Here is a 15,511-nt window from a genome sequence, read left to right on the forward strand (position 1 = left end):
CGATCCGACACAGGAACGCGGCCATCCCTCGCCGATTTTTTTGTCATCATCCTTAACGAAATGCATGGCGGCCCTGCGCCTTGCACCGAAACGACCATGCCCCCTTGGCCGGCGCCGATCCGCCCGGCTAGGGTGGCCCGCATAAAATTCGGGAGGGCTGGCATGAACCAAATCGATTTAAAGAAGCGCGTCGCCATCGTGACCGGCGGGGCGCAAGGCATCGGCCGCGCCGTCGCGGAGCGTTTCGCCCAGAGCGGGGCGACCGTTGCGATCTGGGATGTGGACGCGGCACTCGCTGCCAAGGCTGCCAGCGAGATCGGCCATGGCGCGATCGGCGTCGGTGTCGACGTGACCGATGCCGAGGCCGTCCAGAAGGCAAGCGATGCGCTGGAGGCCCAGCATGGCAGCATCGACATCCTCGTCACCAGCGCCGGCATTGCCGGCCCCAATCACAAGACCTGGGAATATCCGCTGGAGGACTGGGCCCGCGTCATGAAGCTCAATGTCGACGGCACGCTGCATTGCTGCCGCTCGGTGATCCCCGGCATGGTCAAGCGCAATTACGGCCGCATCGTCCTGGTCGCCTCGATCGCCGGCAAGGAGGGCAACCCCACCGCCTCCGCCTATTCCGCCTCGAAGGCCGCGGTGATCGCGTTGACCAAGTCGCTCGGCAAGGAACTCGCCGACAAGGACATCGCGGTGAACTGCATCACGCCGGCGGCGGCGCGCACCCGCATCTTCGACCAGATGAGCGAGGAGCATATCGGCTACATGCTGGCGAAGATCCCGCGCGGGCGCTTCCTGCTGCCCGACGAGGTCGCCGCGATGGTCGCCTTCCTGGCCTCGGCCGAGAACAGCTTCACCACGGCCGGCGTGTTCGACCTGTCGGGTGGCCGCGCGACCTATTGAAGGCAACTGCCGGCGCGCATCTCGCTGTCATGCCGGGCAAACCCAGTGCCTAGGCGCGTCATTCTCGGGCGAAGCGAAGCGCAGACCCGAGAATCTCTCGCAGGATGAGGAGCCCTTTTCGGTCAGAGATGCTCGGGTCAAGCCCGAGCATGACGGCTGAGCGCTTGCGGCGCATTCCGAGCCTGCCACCAATGCTGCCAAGGAGAAGCTGCTTGGCGAAATTGCCCGTCGCAGTTTTCGAAACCCTGATCTAGCTTGATGGCATGACGCAGACGCTTCCCTCCGCCGCCGTCCTCGGCGCCCGCGCCTTCGCCGCGCTGGCCGGCCTCAATCGCTTCAGCGACGAGCCCGGCAAGCTGACGCGGCTTTATCTCTCACCGGCGCACAGGCAGGCGGCGGAATGGGTCAAGGGCGCGATGGAGGTCGCGGGGCTGACCGCCTTCATCGACGCCGCCGGCTCGGTCCAGGGCCGGCGCGAAGGCACCGTGCCGGGCGCGCCTGCCGTGCTGATCGGCTCGCATATCGACACCGTCAAGGATGGCGGGCGCTTCGACGGCAATCTCGGCGTCGTCGCCGGTATCCTGGCCGTGCAGGCCCTGCGCGATGCCGGGATCAGCCTGCCCTTCCCGGTGGAGGTGATCGGCTTCGGCGACGAGGAAAATGTCCGCTTTCCCACGCATCTCTCGACCTCCGAGGCGCTGGCGGGCGCCTATGACCCGGCCTGGCTGGAGGCGCGCGACAGCGAGGGCGTGAAGCTCGGCGAGGCCCTCGCCGCCTTCGGCGGCAACCCGGCCGGGATCGCGGCGCTCGCCCGCAAGCCCGGCTCGATCCAGGCCTATCTCGAGATCCATATCGAGCAAGGGCCGGTGCTGGAGGCGGAGAACGAGCCGGTCGGCATCGTCACTGCCATCAATGCCCAGAGTCGCGCACGGGTGCGTGTCACGGGCGAGGCCGGTCATGCCGGCACCGTGCCGATGGCGCTGCGCAAGGACGCCCTGACCGCCGCGGCCGAGATGGCGCTGGCGCTGGAGCAGATCGCGGGCGCGCATGAACTCGCGGTCGGCACGGTCGGCGTGCTCCGGCCGGAGCCCGGCGCGACCAATGTCGTCCCCGGCGCAGCCGAGTTCACCATCGACTACCGCGCACCGAAGGACGCGACGCTCGCTTCGATGGAGGCGCAGATTCAGAGCCGCTTCGCCGAGATCGCGGCGCGACGCGGCGTCGGGCTGGAGATCATCCCCTATGCCAAAGCCGCAGCCGTGCCGATGGAGCCGAGGCTGCAGGATGCCTTCGCCGCCGGCATCGCCCGCAGCGGCAGCAATCTCGCCGGCCGGCGCCTGCCCTCCGGTGCAGGGCATGACGCCATGGCGATCGCGCAGGTCGCGCCTGTCGCCATGCTCTTCGTGCGCAACGAGAAGGGCATCAGCCACTCGCCGCTGGAGAACATGACCGAGGCCGATGCCGGCATCGCCATCCGCGTCCTCATCGAAACGATTCTGGAACTGGCCGGGCACTCACAGTAGAACGATTCCAGCCGCGACACCGCGCACCATTCCACCAGGGGCCCGAAAGGCCTAGGAGAGGCGCGCCGCAGGAGGCTGGAATGGATTTCGAGAGTTTCTTCCGCGAAGAGCTGGACGGATTGCGCCGCGAAGGCCGCTATCGTGTCTTCGCCGATCTGGAACGCCAGGCTGGCCGCTTTCCGCTCGCGACCTATCATGGCGAGAGCGGCCCGCGCGACGTCACCGTCTGGTGCTCGAACGACTATCTCGGCATGGGCCAGCATCCGAAGGTGCTGGCCGCGATGCATCAGGCGCTCGACGGCAGCGGTGCCGGCGCTGGTGGGACGCGCAATATCGGCGGCACCAACCACTACCATGTCCTGCTGGAGCGCGAGCTTGCCGACCTGCACGGCAAGGAAGCCGCGCTGATCTTCAATTCCGGCTATGTCTCGAACTGGGCCTCGCTCTCGACGCTGGCCGCGCGCATTCCCGGCTGCATCGTGCTGACCGACGGGCTGAACCATGCCTCGATGATCGAGGGCATCCGCCATTCGCGCGTCGAAAAGCATATCTTCGCCCATAACGACCCGGCCGACCTGCGCCGCAAGCTTGCGGCGCTCGATCCGAGCCGGCCGAAGCTGATCGCTTTCGAGTCGGTCTATTCGATGGATGGCGACATCGCGCCGATCAAGGAATTCTGCGATATCGCCGACGAATTCGGCGCGATGACCTATATCGACGAGGTCCATGCGGTCGGGCTGTACGGCCCGCGCGGCGGCGGCATCTCGGAGCGCGAGGGCCTGACCGACCGGCTCACCCTCATCCAGGGCACGCTGGCGAAGTCCTATGGCGTGATCGGCGGCTATATCACCGGCTCGGCCGCGCTCTGCGACTTCATCCGTAGCTTCGCCTCCGGCTTCATCTTCTCCAGCTCTCTGCCGCCAGCCGTGGCGGCGGGCGCGATCGCCGCGATCCGGCATCTCAAGGAAAGCTCCGTCGAACGCGAGCGCCAGCAGGACCGCGTCGCGGCCTTGCGAGCCAGGCTCGACGCGGCCGGCATCCCGCATCTCGCCAATCCCAGCCATATCGTGCCGGTGATGGTGGGCGAGGCGAAGGCCTGCAAGGCGATCAGCGACGAATTGCTCGCGCGCTTCGACATCTATGTCCAGCCGATCAACTATCCGACCGTGCCGCGCGGCACGGAGCGGTTGCGGATCACGCCCTCGCCCTTCCATTCCGACGCCGATATCGACGCGCTGGTGGCGGCGCTCAGTGCGATCTGGGCGCGGGACGGGCTGAAGCGGGCGGCCTGAGGGTCGTCCAAGGCGTCATTCTCGGGCTTGACCCGAGAATCTCCGGACGAGAAAGCGCCGGTTGCCCCTTCCGGCACGAGATGCTCGGGTCAAGCCCGAGCATGACGGCGCTTGTGAATCAGAGATTGAAGACGCGGTGGGGGACGAACTCGCCGTTCTGGACCGAACCCGTCGAGACCAGCGTGCCCGCGCAGGTGGCGTAGGCGGCCTCCAGCTCGATCGGGGCGCCGGCCCCGCGCAGCAGAGCGCTCTGGCCGCGCTTGAGGCGGGCGGCGGCGTCGCGGTGAAGCACGATCTCCGGGATCAGCGTCAGCGCCGCCTTGACCGGCTGCAGCGCCGTCAGTGCGCTTTCCGGGCTCTCGCGCAGGGTCTCGACGCTTGCGGCGTCCGCCACCGTGAACGGCCCGACGCGGGTGCGGCGCAGATGCGCGACATGGCCGAGGCAGCCGAGCGCGAGGCCGAGATCGCGGGCGATGGCGCGGACATAGGTGCCCTTGCCGCACTCGGCCTCGAAAGTCGTGGTGGCGCCGTCATGGCTGACGATGCGGAGCGCGTCGATCTCGACGGGCCGCGCCTCCAGCTCGACCTCCTCGCCGTCGCGGGCGAGGTCATAGGCGCGCTCGCCGGCGATCTTGATCGCGGAGAACTTGGGCGGTGTCTGCAGGATCGTGCCGGTGAAGCGCGGCAGCAGGGCGATGATCGCTGCTTCGTCGGGGCGATCATCCGAGGTCGCGATGACGTTGCCCTCGGTATCGTCGGTATTGGTCTGAGAGCCCCAGGCGACGGTGAACTGATAGGCCTTGCGGCCGTCCATGACGAAGGGAACCGTCTTGGTCGCCTCGCCGAGCGCGATCGGCAGCAGGCCGGAAGCGAGCGGATCGAGCGTGCCGGCATGACCGGCCTTCTTGGCGCCGAAGGCACGCTTCACGACGCTGACCGCATGGGTCGAGGTCATGCCGATCGGCTTGTCGAGGATGACCCAGCCATGGACGTCGCGCTTCTTCGGGCGCGGCGCCGGCGCGGCATCCTGGTTCGGGGCGGTTTCGGAGGAATTCTCAGCGGTCATCGTCACGGCGGTCGTCTTCAGGGGCTTCGTCTTCGTGGTCCTGGTCGATCCTGAGGCGCTGGACCTGCGTGTCGCGGCGCACCGCGTCGGTATCGAGCAAAGCGTCGATGCGCTCGGCCTCGGCAAAGCTCTCATCGGCACGGAAGCGGATATCCGGCGCGTATTTCAGGTTCACGCGATGGGCGATTTCGCCGCGCATATAGCGCTTGTTGGCCTCGAGCGCCTTGAGCACAGGCTTAATATCCTGCCCGCCGAGCGGCATGATGTAGGCGGTCGCGAGCTTGAGATCCGGCGAGAGGCGCACCTCCGGCACGGTGATCACATGCTTCGCCAGCACGTCGTCATGAATGTCGCCGCGCGCCAGCATCTCGGCGAGCGCGTGGCGGATCAATTCGCCGACGCGCAATTGCCGCTGGGACGGGCCGGAAGGTTTTGCAGGTTTAGCCATATCTCAGGTTTTCGACTTGATATCGGTTGATATGTTTTGGCGCAGCGCGATCCAGCCAAAGGCGACCATGGCCAGAGCTGGCACAATAAAATCCGTTCCCTTTGCCGGGCGCAAACAGCCCTCTAGGATCGCCGCGCGCGCTATTGGATCGTCATACCCCTCGATCACAGCCAACGCGACGAGGAGACCGGTTCCACCGAAAAGCGCCCAGGAAAGCCACCAACGGTTTGCCTTGTATGCAAAACCGATCAAAGCAAGAAAAAGCAGGACTCGGGAGGTGAACGAGAGTCCGATCGGCCCACTCTCTCTGGTCCATCCTTCGCCTGCGATCTTATCGCAGACCTCCGCTAACGCCGCGGATGCCGTCAACACACTGACAAGCAACGTACCGGCGACAAGCGCTCCCGTAAGGGGCGGACGTGGGGAATATACCAACATTCGTTCTCGTTCTCCGGGATCGGACCGGATGGACGGTTAACGTCATTGGCCGGGCACGAAGCCCGGCCATTTCTCTGGAAGAGCCGATAAACAGAAGTGGACTGCCCGGGTCAAGCCCGGGCGGCCCCACCCCGTTCTCAGAGGCTGCGCTTGATCTCTTCGACGCGATAGCACTCGATCACGTCGCCGGCACGCATGTCCTGGTAGTTCTCGAAGGACATGCCGCATTCCTGGCCGGCCACGACTTCCTTGGCATCGTCCTTGAAGCGCTTGAGCTGGCCGAGCTTACCCTCGTGAACCACGACGTTGTCGCGGATCAGGCGGACATTGGCACCGCGCTCGATCGTGCCGTCGGTGACGCGGCAGCCGGCGATCTTGCCGACCTTCGAGACGTTGAAGATCTCGAGGATCGTCGCGTTGCCGAGCATGGTCTCGCGCAGGGTCGGCGCCAGCAGGCCCGACATCGCATCCTTCACGTCATCCATGAGGTTATAGATGATGTTGTAGTAGCGGATCTCGACGCCGGCCCGATCGGCCGCCTCGCGCGCTTCCTTGTGGGCGCGCACGTTGAAGCCGACGACGACCGCGCCCGAAGCCTGGGCGAGCGTGACGTCCGACTCGGTGATGGCGCCGACACCCGACGACAGCACGCGGGCACGAACCTCTTCGTTGCCGACCTTCTCAAGCGCGCCGACGATGGCTTCGACCGAGCCCTGCACGTCGCCCTTGACGACGAGCGGGAACTCCTTGCGGCCAGCGCCTTCCTTAAGCTCGCGCATCATCTCGGCAAGCGAACGGCCGGCACCCGAAGCCGCGCCGCGAGCGGCGAGGCGGTCGCGACGCTGACGCTCGCGGTAATCGGTGATCTCGCGGGCGCGGGCCTCGGACTCGACGACCGCGACGCGGTCACCGGCCTCGGGCGTGCCGTTGAAGCCGAGCACCTCGACCGGCATGGAAGGAGAAGCCTCCTTCACCTGCGCGCCGGTATCGGCGATCAGGGCGCGGACGCGGCCCCATTCGGCGCCGGCCACGATAATGTCTCCGGTACGCAGCGTGCCGCGCTGGACGAGCACGGTCGCAACCGGGCCGCGGCCGCGGTCGAGCTTGGCCTCGATGACCGTGCCTTCGGCGGCGCGATGCGGGTTGGCCTTGAGGTCGAGCAGTTCGGCCTGAAGCGAGATCGCCTCGAGCAGCTTGTCGAGGTTGTGGCCGGTCTTGGCGGACACCTCGACTTCGAGCGTCTCGCCGCCCAGCGTCTCGACCTGGATCTCGTACTGGAGCAGCTCGGCGCGGACACGATCCGGGTTGGCGTCGGACTTGTCGACCTTGTTGATCGCGACGATCAGCGGAACGCCGGCGGCCTTGGCGTGATGGATCGCCTCGGCCGTCTGCGGCATGACACCGTCATCGGCTGCCACGACCAGCACGACGACGTCCGTCACCTTGGCGCCGCGGGCGCGCATGGCGGTGAAGGCGGCGTGGCCGGGGGTGTCGATGAAGGTCACCTGGCTGCCCAGCGGCGTCGTCACCTGATAGGCGCCGATATGCTGGGTGATGCCGCCGGCTTCGCCGGTGACGACCTTGGTCTTGCGGATCGCGTCGAGCAGCGAGGTCTTGCCGTGGTCGACATGGCCCATGATGGTCACGACGGCCGGCCGCGACTCCAGGGTCTCGTCGGTGTCCGGTGTGTCGAACAAGCCTTCCTCGACGTCGGATTCGGCGACGCGCTTGACGGTGTGGCCCATTTCCTCGGCGATGAGCTGGGCGGTGTCGGCATCGATCACGTCGGTGATCTTGTGCATCGCGCCCTGCTTCATCAGCAGGCGGATGACATCGACGCCGCGCTCCGTCATGCGGTTCGCGAGTTCCTGGATGGTGATCGTCTCGGGAATGATCACCTCGCGCATCACGCGCTCTTTCTGCGCGTCCGAAGCCCGGTGGCCGGTCATGCGCTGCACGCGCCGGCGGAACGAGGCGACCGAACGTGTCCGCTCGTCGTCGCTCCCTGTCGCCGTCGAGAGCGTCAGGCGACCGCGCGGCTTGTCATTGGTGGTCTTCGGCGTCTTGGGCGCGGCGGGAGCCGGGCCACGGCCGGGGCCGGCGCTGACGCCGGGACGGCGGAAGGCGGCCTTCACATCGACATCGTCCGAGCGATTGCGCGGGGCGCCGCTTGAAGACGGGGCCTGACGGGCCGGGCGCACGACGGCCGGCTCGGACGGAGCCGTGGTGTCGAGACGCGGCGGGCGCGGGGAATCGGAGCGCGGCGGGCGGCCGTCGAGACGCGGCGGGCGGGCGCCGGTGTCACGCATCGGCGGACGCGAGGTGAACTCGCGCGGGCCGGACGGAGCCGGGCGGCCGTAATACTGGGTCGGCTGTGGCGCCGGGGCCTGGGGCGCAGGCGCGGCCTCGCGGGCCTGCGGCGGCGGGGCGGCCGGGCGGGCCGGCTGCTCGTCCCGCGAGCGGGCGGCCATCTCGACGCGGCGCTTCTGGTCGTCTTCCTGACGGCGGCGCTCTTCCTCCTGCCGCTGACGGGCGGCGGCGGCCTCACGCTCCTGGCGCTCGCGCTCGATGGCGGCGTTGCGCTGTCGCGCCTCGTCCTCGGCGATACGGCGGGCTTCGGCCTCGCTGCTGCGGGCTTCCGAAAGGGCGCGCTGACGGGCGTCCTTCTCCTCGTCGGAGAGGGTGCGCAGCAGCATGCTGCCGGCGGGGCGCTGGGGCGGCTGCGGAGCGGCGGGGCGCGGCGGGGTCGCCTGTGGAGCCGGGGCCTGCGGCGCACGCGGCGCGACGGGCTCCTTGACCTCATGCCCGGCGGCGCGGCGCTTGACCTCGACGACGACCTGCTTCGTACGCCCATGCGAGAAGCTCTGGCGAACAGTGCTCTGCTCGACAGGCCGCTTCAGCGACAGGGTCTTGGGCGGGTTGACGGAGAGTGTCTTGTCGCCCGGGTTCTTGGTATCGGTCATTCCGCGTTCGGTCCTGCCGGTTCGGTCGTGTCTTCGGTGTCGTTCTGGTCGGATGCGGCGGTATCGTCCGTCCGATACCGGACGAGCCGACGCCAGCGGGAGAGCACACCCTCGGCCGCCGGTCCCGGAGCAAGCGCGGCATGTATCACATGTGCCCGCCCCAACGCCAATTCCAAATCCGCCGCCGCGAAAATCGTGACGACGGGCAGTTCGCGGGCCTTGAGCCCTTCGGCTTCGCGCGCCGCGCCAAGCCGCCTGACGGCCTGGCCGATCTTGCGCTTGCCATCCTCGGCGCCGTCGCTGGCGGCGATGACGCCGACGCAACGACCCGAGCCGATCAGAGCCTCGACCTTGGCGAAGCCCGCGATCACGAGCCCCGCCTTGTTGGCCATCGACAGCGCCTGCAGCGCATCGCGCAGCATCAACGCGTCGATCATCTCCGGAAGGTCGGCGGGAACCGCGACCTTCGCCTTGAGCGAACGCTCGAAGGCCTTGCGCTTGATCGCCTCAGTCACCGTCTTGCGGCTGAGGCTCGCCCAGACGCCGCGTCCGGGCAGCTTGCGCCTGAGATCCGGCACCAGCATGCCGTCGGGCCCGGCGACGAAGCGGATCAGATCGTCGGGCGCCTTCACGGTCCGCGTCACGACGCAGCTCCGCTCCGGTCCTTCCTTCTGAGCCGCCTTCATCGCGACGATCCCGCTCAGGCCTCGGCCGCCTCGTCGGCTTCCGCCTCAGGCTCCTCGGCCGGCGCCTCGACCCAGCCGGCATGGATGCGGGCGGCCATGATGATCGCTTCCGCGTCCTGGCGCGACAGGTCGAACCCGTCGAGATAGCCGGAGTGACGGGTGCTCTCGCCGTCCTTGCGCTCGGTCCAGCCGACAAGGTCGTCCGTGGCGCAGCCCGCGAGGTCCTCGACGCTCTTCACATCGTTCTCGCCGAGCGCGACCATCATGGAAGTGGTGACGCCATCGACTTCGCGCAAGGCGTCCTCGACGCCAAGCGCACGACGCTTCTCGTCCAGCTCCGCCTCGACGGCGGCGAGATGCTCCAGAGCGCGGCTCTGGATCTCGCCGGCGGTGTCCTCGTCGAAGCCCTCGATCGAGGCGAGCTCCGAGAGCTCGACATAGGCAAGCTCCTCGACATTGCGGAAGCCTTCCGAAGCCAGGAGCTGGCCGACCGTCTCGTCGACGTTCAGCGCATTCATGAACAGGTCCGTGCGCTGCACGAATTCCTTCTGGCGGCGCTCCGACTCCTCGGCCTCGGTCAGGATATCGATATCCCAGCCGGTGAGCTGCGAGGCAAGGCGGACGTTCTGGCCGCGGCGGCCGATGGCGAGCGAGAGCTGCTCGTCGGGAACCACGACCTCGATCTTGTCGGCTTCCTCGTCGAGCACAACCTTGGCGACCTCGGCCGGCTGCAGCGCGTTGACGACGAAGGTCGCGACGTCCGGCGACCACGGGATGATGTCGATCTTCTCGCCCTGGAGCTCGCCGACGACGGCCTGAACGCGCGAGCCGCGCATGCCGACGCAGGCGCCGACGGGATCGATCGAGGAATCGCGCGAGATCACGGCGATCTTGGCGCGCGAACCGGGGTCGCGGGCAACCGCTTTGACTTCGACAATCCCGTCATAGATCTCGGGCACTTCCTGGCCGAAGAGCTTGGCCATGAACTGCGGATGAGTGCGGGACAGGAAGATCTGCGGGCCGCGCGGCTCGCGGCGCACGTCGTAGACATAGGCGCGGGCGCGGTCGCCGACCTTGAAGGTCTCGCGCGGGATCATCTCATCGCGGCGGATGATGGCTTCGCCACGGCCGAGATCGACGAAGACGTTGCCGTATTCGACGCGCTTGACCGCGCCGTTGACGATCTCGCCGATGCGATCCTTGTACTCGTCGTACTGGCGGTCGCGCTCGGCTTCGCGCACCTTCTGGACGATGACCTGCTTGGCCGACTGGGCGGCGATGCGGCCGAAATCGAAGGGCGGCAGCGGATCGGCGATGACGTCACCGGCCTGGGCGGCAGGGTTGTGGCGCTTGGCCTCGTCGACGGTGATCTCGATCGCCGGATTCTCGACGGTATCGACGACCTGGAGATGGCGGGCGAGACGCAGTTCGCCGGTCTTGGTGTTGATCTCGGCATGGACGTCGGTCTCGATGCCGTAGCGCGAGCGGGCGGCCTTGGCGATGGCGTCCTGCATGGCGTCGACGACGATCTGGCGATCGATCGACTTCTCGCGGGCGACCGCGTCGGCGATCTGCAGCAGTTCGAGCCGGTTGGCGCTGACGACCATGACGCTCACTCCTCTTCGTTGTCTTCTTGCGGGGCCTGCGTGTCGGCCTTTTTCGGCCGCGGTCCCAGCGATTTCCCTCGGCCCTTCTTCGGGCCGGCGATGTCATCGGCCGGCGGCATTTCCGGCGGCAGGCCGGACTTGCCGCGGCGCAGCGCCTCGGTGATGAGCGCGTCGGTCAGCACGAGGCGGGCCTCGGCGATCGCCCGCATCGGAATCGCGACATCGCGCTCTTCCTCGCTCTTGGCGTCGTCGCGCGTCAGCAGCGCATCCTGGCCGGCCGCGCCGCGCAGGATACCACGGAAGCGCTTGCGGCCGGCGACCGGCTCGCTGGTGTCGATCTTGGTGAGGTGGCCGGCCCAGCGCTCGAAATCGCTGGCGCGCACCAGCGGCCGGTCGATGCCCGGCGACGACACCTCGAGGTGATAGGCGGTCTGGACGGGATCGTCGACGTCGAGCGCCGGCGACACCGCCTGGCTGATCTCCTCGCAACCCTCGACATTCATCGTGCCATCCGGCCGCTCGGCCATGATCTGCACGGTGCAGCCGTTCTGGCCGGTGACGCGCACGCGCACCAGCCGGTAGCCGAGATCGATGATCGCAGGCTCGATGATCACGGCGACACGCGCCGCGACGCCGCTTTCGACGACGAGGCGGGGTTCATGATCGGGTGCCGCTGTCGGCGCGTGGGTGGGTTCACTCATGGCCTGAGACCGTTCCGTCTGCCTCCGGCGGGTCGCGGCCAATAAAAAAGAGCGGGCCGGTGGGCCCGCTCTTGATCATCGGCGTTAACCGATACCAGAGCTGTTGGCCGCTATTTAGTCCGCATCGCCCCGATATGCAAGCTCGGTTGCGGCGGCGCTAACCCGATGGTCATCCTTCGCGTGCCAGATTACGCAACGGGATACCGGTTGAGGACTTGGTATGAGTGCGGTCGGCTCGCTGCTGCGAGATCTCGAATCCACGATGCTGCGCGGCTCGAGCGACGAGCGCGCCGACATCCTGTCGCGGCTGACGGATCTGTTCCTGGCCACGGCCGTCCATATGGACGAGGAGCAGGTCGGCGTCTTCGACGTGGTGATCGGGCGCCTGTCGCGTGCCATCGAGTTGCGCGCACGCGTCGAATTGTCGGAGCGGATCGCGCCGGTGCCGAACGCGCCGAGCGGCGTCGTCCGCCAGCTCGCGCTGGACGAGATCGCCGTGGCGCGCGCCGTGCTGGTGCAGTCGCCGCGCCTGAACGACCAGGACCTCGTCGCGGTCTCAGCCGCCAAGGGGCGCGACCATATGCTGGCCATCACCGAGCGGCCCGAGCTCGGCGAACCCGTCACCGATTTCCTGATCCTGCGCGGCGGGCGCGTCGTCACCCACGCCGTCGCCGCCAACCAGACCGCACGCTTCTCCCGTCACGGCATGGGCGTGCTGGTGATGCGGGCGGCGCAGGACGATGCCCTGCAGGCCACGCTGGGCCTACGCCGCGACATCCCGGCCGAGCTCGTCGCCCAGCTGATGGCCGCCGCCAAGAATTCCGCGCGGCGCCGGCTCAGCGAAAGCCTCGAACCGACGCTTGCCGGCGATGTCGACAGCGCGGTCGAGCGTGGAGCCGACGCCATCGCGGCCGGCGGCCAGATGCCGGGCGAGCTCGGCGCGATCAGCGCAGCGCTCGTCGAAATCCGCGAGCTCAACGAAGCCGGCCTGCTCGACGAGGCCAAGGTCCGTACCTATGCCCGCGACGGCGCGACCGAGCACGCGATCTGCGGCGTCGCCGTGCTGGCACAGCTCGGCCTGCCGGCGAGCGAGCAGATCATCCTCGGCAGCGACCGCGAGGCCGTGCTGCTGGTGGCGCGCGCGCTCGGCTGGTCGTGGGAGACCACGGCGGCGCTGATCTCGCTGCGCAAGGATTTCGGCAAGTCGCAGGCGGCGGTCGACCGCGCCCGCGAGAGCTTCCGCAACCTCGCGCAAGGCACCGCCCAGCGCGTGCTCGGCTTCCTCAGGATGCGCGACGCAAAGCCGTGAGATAGCTGGAGATGCGCCCCTCGCGGATCGCCTTCGCCTCGTAGCGGGTGCGGATCCAGCCGGGATAGGGCGTGCGCCAGTCGCCCGGCCGCTCGTCGGTCCAGTCGAAATCGGGCGAGGCCATCAGGCGCGACAGGGTCCAGCCGATATAATCGTCGATATCGCTGGCGAAGCGGAAGCGGCCGCCCGGGCGAAGCGCTCGGGCGAACAGGCCCAGCGTGTGCTCGGAGACGAAGCGGCGCTTGCGCTGGCGGCGCTTCGGCCAGGGATCGGGATAGAGCAGGTCGATCGCATCGAGGCTGCCGGCCGGGAAGCGCGGCAGCAGGAGCGCGGCATCGTCGTCCCAGACCCGGATATTGGTCAGTCCTTCGCGCTCGGCCACAGCCAGGAACTTGGCCATGCCGTTGATGAAGGGCTCGACGCCGATGAAGCCGATCTGCGGGCTCTCGCGCATCCGCATCAGAAGGTGCTCGCCGCCGCCGAAGCCGATCTCCAGCCGGACCGCCTCGACGGGCTGCGGGAACAGCGCCTCGAGATCGGCGATCTCACCCTCCGGCAGGCGCAGGCGCGGCAGCGTGTGTTCCATCAGATGGCTCTGGCCGTCGCGCAGGGCCTTGCCCTTGCGGCGGCCATAGAAGGCGCGGTCGTTGTCGTGCTCGGTCATGGCCCCGCCTTGGCTGCTCGGCACGCGGACATCAAGCCCCTCGATGCCACAGCCCAAACAAAAACCGGGGCTCTCGCCCCGGTTCGGTGGTCCGGCTGTGCCTGAAGGATCAGGCGACGGCCTTCTTCAGCGCGTCGACGAGATCGGTCTTCTCCCAGGAGAAAGAGCCGTCACGGCCGGCCTTGCGGCCGAAATGGCCGTAAGCCGAGGTCTTGGCATAGATCGGCTTGTTGAGGCCGAGATGGTTGCGGATGCCGTTCGGCGAGAGATCGATCAGCTTGCCGAGGACGTCCTCGAGCTTGGCCTCGTCGACCTTGCCGGTGCCGTGCAGATCGACATAGATCGACAGCGGCTTGGCGACGCCAATGGCGTAGGAAAGCTGGATCGTGGCGCGGTCGGCGAGCTTGGCCGCGACGACGTTCTTGGCGAGATAGCGGGCAGCATAGGCCGCCGAACGGTCGACCTTGGTCGGGTCCTTGCCGGAGAAGGCGCCGCCACCGTGGGGAGCCGCACCGCCATAGGTGTCGACGATGATCTTGCGGCCGGTGAGGCCGGCATCGCCGTCAGGACCGCCGATCACGAACTTGCCGGTCGGGTTGATGTGCCAGACCGTGTCCTTGGAGATCCAGCCATCCGGCAGCGCCTGGCGGATATAGGGCTCGACGATCTTGCGGACATCGGCCGAGGTCAGCGTCTCGTCGAGATGCTGGGTCGAGAGCACGATCTGGGTGACGCCGACCGGCTTGCCGTTCTCGTACTTGACGGTGACCTGGCTCTTGGCGTCCGGGCCGAGCTTGGCGGCGTCGCCCTCGCCCTTCTTGCGGGCGAGCGTCAGGGTCTCGAGGATCTTGTGGGCGTAGTAGATCGGGGCGGGCAGCAGCTCGGGCGTCTCGCGGCTGGCATAGCCGAACATGATGCCCTGGTCGCCGGCGCCGACATCCTTGTTGCCGGACTCATCCACGCCCTGCGCGATGTCCGCCGACTGCGGGTGCAGCAGCACGTCGATCTTGCACTTCTTCCAGTGGAAGCCGTCCTGCTCGTAGCCGATGTTGCGGATCGCCTTGCGGGCGACCGACTTCACCTTCGACTTGATCTGCTTCTCGTCGAGATGGGTGCGGACCTCGCCAGCGATGACGACGCGGTTGGTGGTCGCCAGCGTCTCGGCGGCGACGCGGACCTTGGCGGGCTCATAGCCGGCCTTGACCGCTTCCTTGAAGAACAGATCGACGATCTCGTCGGAGATGCGATCGCAGACCTTGTCGGGATGCCCCTCCGAGACGGACTCGCTGGTGAACAGGTAATTCTGGCGTGACACGGTCGGGGTTTCCCTGAATCGGCACATGGAAAGGCCGGCGCGAAACGCCGGCCAATGGACACACGGTCATCGCAGCGGACGCGTTCGCCGTCAAGCGCAAAATCCGCTTATCGGGAAGATCGTTCGTCACATCGAACGAAGCGAGCGCGATATCACGCCGTTCCGGCGTCTTCCTCCGCCAGCGCCTCGACGAGATCGATGATCCGGCGGCGCACGCGGCCGCTCTTGATCCGCGTGAACGCCTTGGTCAGCTGCACGCCTTCGCTGGTGGCGAGGAACTCGGAGATATAGGTCGTCGCGGCCGAATCGGCGAAGCCGGGCTCCGGCATGTCGCCGGTCGGAGCGCCATCGAAGAAGAAGGAGACCGGCACGTCGAGCATCTTGGCGATCTGCTGCAGACGGCTCGCGCTGATGCGGTTCGAGCCCTTCTCGTATTTCTGGACCTGCTGGAAGGTCAGCCCCAGCGCCTCACCCAGCTTCTCCTGGCTGACGCCAGCCAGCATACGACGCATACGAACGCGGCTACCGACATGCTTATCGATCGGATTCGGGACCTTCTTGATCATGATTCACCCTGCTTAGGCATCAGT

The 15,511-nt window shown here is 67.5% G+C and carries 14 protein-coding genes; 4 read left to right on the forward strand and 10 right to left on the reverse strand.

The window, feature by feature from the left end; genetic code table 11:
- The first annotated feature begins 162 nt into the window (after positions 1-162).
- The 3 genes from AC3WMA_RS19885 to hemA all read left to right on the forward strand — a co-directional run bounded on the left by AC3WMA_RS19885 (position 163) and on the right by hemA (position 3,724).
- Positions 163-909 carry an SDR family NAD(P)-dependent oxidoreductase gene (locus AC3WMA_RS19885; protein ID WP_492287065.1) on the forward strand — a complete coding sequence of 249 codons (747 nt, stop codon included), beginning with the start codon at positions 163-165 and terminating at the stop codon, positions 907-909.
- Positions 910-1,172: 263 nt separating this feature from the next.
- Positions 1,173-2,432 carry an allantoate amidohydrolase gene (locus tag AC3WMA_RS19890; RefSeq protein ID WP_492287066.1) on the forward strand — a complete coding sequence of 420 codons (1,260 nt, stop codon included), beginning with the start codon at positions 1,173-1,175 and terminating at the stop codon, positions 2,430-2,432.
- Between the two features lie 80 nt (positions 2,433-2,512).
- Positions 2,513-3,724, forward strand: a complete 1,212-nt coding sequence (gene hemA, locus AC3WMA_RS19895) for a 5-aminolevulinate synthase (RefSeq protein WP_492287067.1) — start codon at positions 2,513-2,515, stop codon at positions 3,722-3,724.
- 118 nt (positions 3,725-3,842) lie between these two features.
- On the opposite strand, the gene truB is transcribed toward hemA, so the two are convergent.
- The 7 genes from truB to rimP all read right to left on the reverse strand — a co-directional run bounded on the left by truB (position 3,843) and on the right by rimP (position 11,633).
- Entirely contained in the window at positions 3,843-4,790 is a 948-nt protein-coding gene (gene truB, locus AC3WMA_RS19900) for a tRNA pseudouridine(55) synthase TruB (RefSeq protein WP_492287110.1), read from the reverse strand.
- The gene (rbfA, locus tag AC3WMA_RS19905; protein ID WP_492287068.1) at positions 4,780-5,238 is read right to left on the reverse strand and encodes a 30S ribosome-binding factor RbfA; all 459 of its coding nucleotides are present in this window, start codon (positions 5,236-5,238) and stop codon (positions 4,780-4,782) included. The genes truB and rbfA overlap by 11 nt, the downstream gene beginning before the upstream one ends.
- Before the next feature lie 3 nt (positions 5,239-5,241).
- On the reverse strand, positions 5,242-5,676 hold the full coding sequence (locus AC3WMA_RS19910) for a hypothetical protein (RefSeq protein ID WP_492287069.1): 435 nt from the start codon (positions 5,674-5,676) through the stop codon (positions 5,242-5,244).
- A gap of 137 nt (positions 5,677-5,813) precedes the next feature.
- A complete protein-coding gene (gene infB / locus AC3WMA_RS19915; protein ID WP_492287070.1) occupies positions 5,814-8,639 on the reverse strand; it encodes a translation initiation factor IF-2 in 2,826 nt (941 codons plus the stop codon).
- On the reverse strand, positions 8,636-9,325 hold the full coding sequence (locus AC3WMA_RS19920; protein WP_492287071.1) for an RNA-binding protein: 690 nt from the start codon (positions 9,323-9,325) through the stop codon (positions 8,636-8,638). The genes infB and AC3WMA_RS19920 overlap by 4 nt, the downstream gene beginning before the upstream one ends.
- A gap of 14 nt (positions 9,326-9,339) precedes the next feature.
- Positions 9,340-10,932, reverse strand: coding sequence for a transcription termination factor NusA (nusA, locus tag AC3WMA_RS19925; RefSeq protein WP_492287072.1), 1,593 nt, complete (start codon positions 10,930-10,932; stop codon positions 9,340-9,342).
- A gap of 5 nt (positions 10,933-10,937) precedes the next feature.
- A complete protein-coding gene (rimP, locus tag AC3WMA_RS19930) occupies positions 10,938-11,633 on the reverse strand; it encodes a ribosome maturation factor RimP (protein WP_492287073.1) in 696 nt (231 codons plus the stop codon).
- A gap of 220 nt (positions 11,634-11,853) precedes the next feature.
- On the opposite strand from rimP, the gene AC3WMA_RS19935 reads away from it, so the two are divergent.
- On the forward strand, positions 11,854-12,942 hold the full coding sequence (locus tag AC3WMA_RS19935) for a DUF2336 domain-containing protein (protein WP_492287074.1): 1,089 nt from the start codon (positions 11,854-11,856) through the stop codon (positions 12,940-12,942).
- Here AC3WMA_RS19935 and trmB read toward each other — a convergent pair.
- The 3 genes from trmB to AC3WMA_RS19950 all read right to left on the reverse strand — a co-directional run bounded on the left by trmB (position 12,917) and on the right by AC3WMA_RS19950 (position 15,487).
- Complete coding sequence (trmB, locus tag AC3WMA_RS19940) at positions 12,917-13,606, reverse strand: tRNA (guanine(46)-N(7))-methyltransferase TrmB (protein WP_492287075.1); 690 nt, start codon at positions 13,604-13,606, stop codon at positions 12,917-12,919. The genes AC3WMA_RS19935 and trmB overlap by 26 nt on opposite strands.
- 109 nt (positions 13,607-13,715) lie before the next feature.
- Positions 13,716-14,921: a methionine adenosyltransferase gene (gene metK / locus AC3WMA_RS19945; RefSeq protein WP_492287076.1), complete on the reverse strand. Its 1,206-nt coding sequence runs from the start codon at positions 14,919-14,921 to the stop codon at positions 13,716-13,718.
- Positions 14,922-15,073: 152 nt separating this feature from the next.
- Entirely contained in the window at positions 15,074-15,487 is a 414-nt protein-coding gene (locus AC3WMA_RS19950) for a helix-turn-helix domain-containing protein (RefSeq protein WP_293801976.1), read from the reverse strand.
- Positions 15,488-15,511 lie beyond the last annotated feature (24 nt).

The sequence above is a fragment of the Allobosea sp. FW305-C-101 genome (assembly GCF_058783685.1).